Origin of the sequence: Haemophilus haemolyticus, assembly GCF_003490595.1 — a bacterium.
Classification (GTDB): domain Bacteria; phylum Pseudomonadota; class Gammaproteobacteria; order Enterobacterales; family Pasteurellaceae; genus Haemophilus; species Haemophilus haemolyticus_L.
In genome coordinates this window covers 152,809-158,808 of the sequence record NZ_QQGY01000006.1, presented here as the reverse complement: position 1 = coordinate 158,808, position 6,000 = coordinate 152,809, and the positions used below count along the sequence as shown (strand labels likewise).

At 35.8% G+C, this 6,000-nt stretch carries 7 protein-coding genes and 2 rRNA genes; 8 read left to right on the top strand and 1 reads right to left on the bottom strand.

Annotated elements, in window-relative coordinates; translation table 11 throughout:
- The 8 genes from DV415_RS06205 to DV415_RS06170 all read left to right on the top strand — a co-directional run.
- A 23S ribosomal RNA gene (locus DV415_RS06205) occupies nt 1–179 on the top strand; the annotation flags it as partial.
- Nucleotides 180–291: 112 nt separating this feature from the next.
- Nucleotides 292–406: ribosomal RNA gene (rrf, locus tag DV415_RS06200) — 5S ribosomal RNA — on the top strand.
- A 274-nt stretch (nt 407–680) separates the two neighbouring features.
- Nucleotides 681–908 (top strand): hypothetical protein, encoded by a 228-nt coding sequence (locus DV415_RS06195; RefSeq protein WP_118794455.1) that lies wholly within the window; start codon nt 681–683, stop codon nt 906–908.
- A 9-nt stretch (nt 909–917) separates the two neighbouring features.
- Nucleotides 918–1,394 carry a hypothetical protein gene (locus DV415_RS06190; RefSeq protein ID WP_239990910.1) on the top strand — a complete coding sequence of 159 codons (477 nt, stop codon included), beginning with the start codon at nt 918–920 and terminating at the stop codon, nt 1,392–1,394.
- Nucleotides 1,395–1,623: 229 nt separating this feature from the next.
- Nucleotides 1,624–2,553 (top strand): LysR family transcriptional regulator, encoded by a 930-nt coding sequence (locus DV415_RS06185; protein WP_005644704.1) that lies wholly within the window; start codon nt 1,624–1,626, stop codon nt 2,551–2,553.
- A gap of 9 nt (nt 2,554–2,562) precedes the next feature.
- Entirely contained in the window at nt 2,563–3,297 is a 735-nt protein-coding gene (gene azlC / locus DV415_RS06180; protein WP_118794453.1) for an azaleucine resistance protein AzlC, read from the top strand.
- The gene (locus DV415_RS06175) at nt 3,294–3,623 is read left to right on the top strand and encodes a branched-chain amino acid transporter permease (RefSeq protein WP_118794452.1); all 330 of its coding nucleotides are present in this window, start codon (nt 3,294–3,296) and stop codon (nt 3,621–3,623) included. Before azlC ends, DV415_RS06175 begins: the two co-directional genes overlap by 4 nt.
- Nucleotides 3,624–4,061: 438 nt before the next feature.
- Nucleotides 4,062–4,295, top strand: a complete 234-nt coding sequence (locus DV415_RS06170) for a YgjV family protein (protein WP_118794451.1) — start codon at nt 4,062–4,064, stop codon at nt 4,293–4,295.
- An 86-nt stretch (nt 4,296–4,381) separates the two neighbouring features.
- Here the strand turns inward: DV415_RS06170 and prfC are convergent, their stop codons facing one another.
- A complete protein-coding gene (gene prfC, locus DV415_RS06165) occupies nt 4,382–5,965 on the bottom strand; it encodes a peptide chain release factor 3 (RefSeq protein WP_118794450.1) in 1,584 nt (527 codons plus the stop codon).
- Nucleotides 5,966–6,000: the final 35 nt, after the last annotated feature.

The window sequence follows — 6,000 nt, the reverse complement described above, 5'->3', positions numbered from 1 at the left end:
GCTAAGTGCGGAAGAGATAAGTGCTGAAAGCATCTAAGCACGAAACTTGCCAAGAGATGAGTTCTCCCAATCTTATAGATTGTAAGGGTTGTTTAAGACTAAGACGTAGATAGGCAGGGTGTGTAAGTGATGTGAGTCATTGAGCTAACCTGTACTAATTGCCCGAGAGGCTTAACTATACAACGCTCAAGTGTTTTTGGAAAACAGAGTAAAAGAAATTAACTAAACGTTCAGCTTGTGGCCAATGAAGAACATAGATAGAATTTAAAATAAACGTTATCAAAGAATTATCCTGGCGGCGATAGTACGGTGGAACCACCTGAACCATACCGAACTCAGAAGTGAAACGCTGTAATGCCGATGGTAGTGTGGGGCATCCCCATGTGAGAGTAGGGCACCGCCAGGTTACCAAATACATATCTAAATTAAATAAAAACAGAAGAACAACCCCGTGTCGAAAGATATGGGGTTTTTGCTTTTTAGCATTAACAGTGTAAATATAAATTGTAAAAAATCCTTAAAATCCTATCGCTTTTTCTTTATATCTTTCCTACTTCCATCTCTCTAATTAGTACAAAAAATGAGCTTATTTTTCACTTCAGTATACTGAAGTCCTTAGATATTGACATATCTAAGGAAACATATTGCTAAGAAACAATTTAACTTTAGAGAGGTTTAGAGTGGAAACGTCATACGAATTATTGAATCGAGTCGTGCAATCTAAAATTGTAATTTTAAAAGAAGAAGCCCATCTTTCAGACAAAGAACAAAAAACTAGCGTTTTGCTGCATTATACAAAGAGAACGATTGATAAATCAATGGCGAGAATTATTTCTGAAAACCCAGATTATCAGATTACTTATCAGTGTGAAACCAACTCTGTTATTTTAAATGTTAAAGCTAAATAGGAATAAATTATGAATAACCAAGATTTTCAAAATATCCAAAAACAGATGTCAGATTTCTTTTCTCTGAATAAAGAAATAGGTCGTATGGAATTTTTTATTTATGCAGCAATCTCTATTTCCTTATACTGTCTCCCATTAGCTTATCCTCCATACAAATTATTTACTGATGTAATAGGTTGGTTATTAATGATTGTTATGGTTACATCTACTATCAGCCTTATTATATTTTCAATTCAACGTTTAAATTCATTAAATTTGAGTAGATGTATTGCTTATATATTTATATTTCCAAGTTTATTTATCATGAATATAATTATGGTAGATCCTTTATTGAGTGAGTGTGCTTGGTCTAATGCTTTTTGTAACGAAATGTTGGATTTTAGTAGGGAAGTTGCTTATAATTCTGAAAATCTTACAATTGTATTATCTTTTATTTCTATTATTTTGATTCTTCTATTATCCGTTTTAAAAAGTATTAATAAATGATTTTCATATTTCATGTATATTAGAAGTTAAACGCTGTAATTCCGATGGTAGTGTAGGACTTCCCTATGTGAGCGTAAGGTACTATGGGTTACCAAATGTGAATTAAAAGAGAATAACCCCAGTTGAATGACTGGGGTTTTTGTTTTCTCGATAGAATATTAATTCGAATATTTAGTATTTTAAGGTATTATATCTATCATCTAATTTTATATTTGTATGAATATTATTAATGAAACCAACCTTTTTAGAATTTAGACATCTTAAAACTTTATTAGCCTTAAAAGAGACAGGGAGCGTTTCTTTGGCAGCAAAGCGAGTATATCTAACCCAATCAGCTCTTTCTCACCAAATTAAATTAATAGAAGAACAGTTCGGTTTACCTTTGTTCGAGCGTAAAAGTAATCCACTTCGTTTTACTTCGGCTGGAGAGCGTTTAATTCGTCTTGCTAATGAAGTTATGCCAAAAGTTGTTGATGCTGAACGTGATCTTGCACGGGTTAAACATGGTGATGCGGGTCAGCTGAGAATAGCTGTGGAATGTCATACTTGTTTTGATTGGTTAATGCCCGCTATGGATGAATTTCGTCGGCATTGGGGGCTAGTTGAGTTGGATATTGTATCTGGTTTTCATACGGATCCTGTTGGTTTATTGCTTTCTCACCGAGCCGATTGGGCGATAGTATCAGAAGTAGAGCATAATGATGATGTCATTTTTAAACCGCTCTTTTCTTATGAGATGGTTGGAATTTGCTCAAAAGATCACCCTTTAGCAGAAAAAGACATTTGGGATGCGGAAGATTTTGCAGATGAAACCTGGGTAACTTATCCAGTTCCTGATGATATGTTAGATCTATTGCGTAAAGTGCTTAAACCAAAAGGCATTAATCCTACTCGCCGCACAACTGAATTGACTATTGCTATGATTCAATTAGTAGCGAGTCGTCGTGGCATTGCGACTATCCCTTATTGGGCTGCGTTGCCTTATTTGGAAAAGGGTTATGTCGTGGCAAGAAAAGTCACAAAAGAGGGTTTATATAGCAATCTATATGCGGCTATTCGCAAAGAAGATGAATCCCTTTCTTATTTAGAAGATTTTTATCAAACCGTAAAAGCTCAAAGTTTTTCAACTTTACCAGGGCTATCCGTTTTAGATTTATAGAAGTAATAAATGAATTTTTCTCAACAAAATCAGCGGTCTCACCCAATTAGTGCGGCGGCTAAAGCAGCTTTTCCTTATAGTGTGCCAATGATTGCAGGATTTTTATTTCTTGGTGTGGCATATGGTATTTATATGAAGGCACTAGGTTTCGGATTTTTATATCCTACTTTGATGGCTTTACTTATTTATGCCGGTTCTGTTGAGTTTATTGCTGCTGGAGCACTTATCGCGCCTTTTTCTCCAATCAGTGTGTTATTAATTACCTTGATGATCAGTACTCGTCAGATTTTCTATGGCATATCAATGTTAGAAAAATATGGCGTACACATTGGTCATAAACGTTGGTATTTAATTACCACCCTTGTTGATGAATCTTTTTCTTTAAATTATATGGCTAAAATTCCACCGCACTTAGATAAAGGTTGGTATATGTTTTTTGTAAGCTTATATTTGCATATTTATTGGGTAGTTGGCGCAGCAATGGGTAACTTATTTGGCTCTGTTTTACCTTTTGATTTAAAAGGTGTGGAATTCTCGATGACCGCTCTTTTTTTAGTCATTTTTGCAGAAAATTGGATAAAGGAAAAATCCCATGAAAGTTCTCTCTTAGGTTTAGGGATTGCATTAGCTTTTTTACTAATTGTAGGCAAAGAATATTTCTTAATTCCAACATTAATTGGTATCTGGTTAATTCTAACTATGCGTGGACCTAAATTAGACACAAAATTGGAGTCGCTAAAATGACACTTACAGAACAGATTATGACGATTGGAATTTGTGTGTTTACGGTGCAATTTACGCGCTTATTGCCATTTTTTGTATTCCCAGCTAATCGTCCGATTCCACAATATATTCGCTATCTTGGGAAAGTTTTACCTCCAGCTATGTTTGGTATGCTTGTAGTTTATTGCTATAAGAATGTTGATGTTTTAACTGGTTATCATGGTATCCCTGATTTTCTTGCTGGCATAGTGGTGCTAGGGTTGCATTTCTGGAAGAAAAATATGTTTCTATCTATTGCTGTTGGTACGCTTTTCTATATGCTTTTAGTTCAACTTGTCTTTATTTAGAATAAAATCATAACTTTCATTTCTCTAGAATCCTCTTGAATCTAAAGTTACTTCATAGTTTATAATCAATCCAATTTCTAGAATAATAGAAATTGGAATTCTAGTTATTACAAAAGATAGAACCTCGTTTTATTAAATTTCTTTATTATTCATAGCATTACCATCAGGATTCTTAAAAGAATTTAGCCGGTGACAAAGTGCTGGTTGAGCGAGCTAATGTTATCTAATTCCCCCAAATTGGATAAGCTTCCCAAGATTTTAGATGTGCGCACTCGTCCCGGCTTTTTATGCGCTAATGATGATAAAAATACCTTTATTCTTTGTAAGATAAAATAATTTTCTCTTGCAATCGGTTGCTTTTTTTTCTGATCTTTTCCTTGTTTTAAAAATCTTTTATCATGACGCCCGTTTTTATTTTTAATCGAAGAGAATAGAATTATGGAATTGAATTTAGTTGAATTATTGGGCTATATCGCAACCTTTTTTGTTGCTGTATCATTTTTGTTTAAATCTATCGTACATTTACGCATAGTGAACAGCATGGGTGCAATTTTATTTGTGATCTATAGTGTAATTATCGCCGCTTATCCAGTTGCACTATTAAATGCGTTTTTAGCCGTTGTGAATGTTTATCAACTTTGGCGATTAAGACAAGAAAAAGTCTCTAAATAAAAGAAAAGCGTTGAATTAAATTTCAACGCTTTTTTTCTGGAAAAGTGCGATGAGATTTCACCGCACTTTGTCGTTTTAATGTCGTTTTAATGTTCACGAGTTTTGTAAAAAACGACATCAGGATAACGTTCTTGAGCTAAATTCAGATTTACCATTGTTGGCGCAATATAGGTTAAGTTATCTCCACCATCTAAAGCTAAATTTTGCTCATTTTTGCGTTTAAATTCTTCGAATTTTTTCGCATCGGCACATTCCACCCAGCGTGCGGTTGCAACGTTCACATTTTCATACATTGCTTCTACGTTATATTCAGTTTTTAGACGAGAAACTACCACATCAAACTGTAAGACACCCACCGCACCTACAATTAAATCGTTGTTCATTAATGGGCGGAATACCTGAACAGCCCCTTCTTCTGAAAGTTGTACTAAACCTTTAAGTAATTGTTTTTGTTTGAGTGGATCTCTCAAGCGAATACGGCGGAATAGCTCTGGCGCAAAGTTTGGAATCCCCGTAAATTTCAAGGTTTCACCCTGCGTAAAGGTATCGCCAATTTGGATTGTGCCGTGATTATGTAAACCAATAATATCACCAGCGTAAGCTTCTTCAGCGTGAGCGCGGTCGCCAGCCATAAAGGTGAGTGCGTCAGAAATCACCACATCTTTACCAATTCGAACATGTTTTAGTTTCATGCCTTTTTCATATTTGCCCGAAACGACACGCATAAAGGCAACGCGGTCGCGGTGTTTTGGATCCATGTTGGCTTGAATTTTAAATACAAAACCACTGAATTTTTCTTCCGCACTTTCAACGGTTCTTGTGTCAGCTTGACGAGATTGTGGTTTTGGTGCCCATTGTGTTAAACCATCAAGGAAATGATCCACCCCGAAGTTACCTAATGCTGTCCCGAAAAATACCGGCGTAAGTTCACCTTTAATAAAGGCATCATGTTCAAATTCGTTACTTGCGCCTTGCACTAATTCCAATTCATCGCGAAGTTGTTGTGCTAAATCATCGCCAACAGCGGCATCTAATTCTGGGCTATTTAAACCTTTGACAATGCGAACTTCTTGAATAGTTGAGCCTTGACCAGATTGATAAAGATAGGTTTCATCTTTAGCGATATGATAAACGCCTTTAAATAATTTTCCGCAACCAATCGGCCATGTAATTGGCGCACAACGAATTTTAAGAATATTTTCAACTTCATCTAACAATTCCATTGGATCGCGAATATCACGGTCGAGTTTGTTCATGAAGGTGATGATTGGCGTATCACGTAAGCGAGTCACTTCCATTAGTTTAATTGTACGTTCCTCAACCCCTTTTGCGGAGTCGATAACCATTAAACAGCTATCCACAGCGGTTAAAGTGCGGTAAGTATCTTCAGAGAAATCTTCGTGCCCTGGAGTATCAAGTAAGTTCACCAGGCAATCATTATAAGGAAATTGCATCACGGAAGTGGTAATCGAAATCCCACGTTGTTTTTCCATTTCCATCCAGTCGGATTTGGCATGTGCAGTTGAGCCTTTGCCTTTTACAGAACCTGCTGTTTGAATCGCATTTCCGTATAAAAGTACTTTTTCGGTGATGGTTGTTTTACCTGCATCGGGGTGGGAAATAATCGCAAAAGTGCGACGTTTATTAACTTCTTCTAATGGATAACTCATTGTTTCTTCTTCATTCAATTAAAAATGTGGGCTAT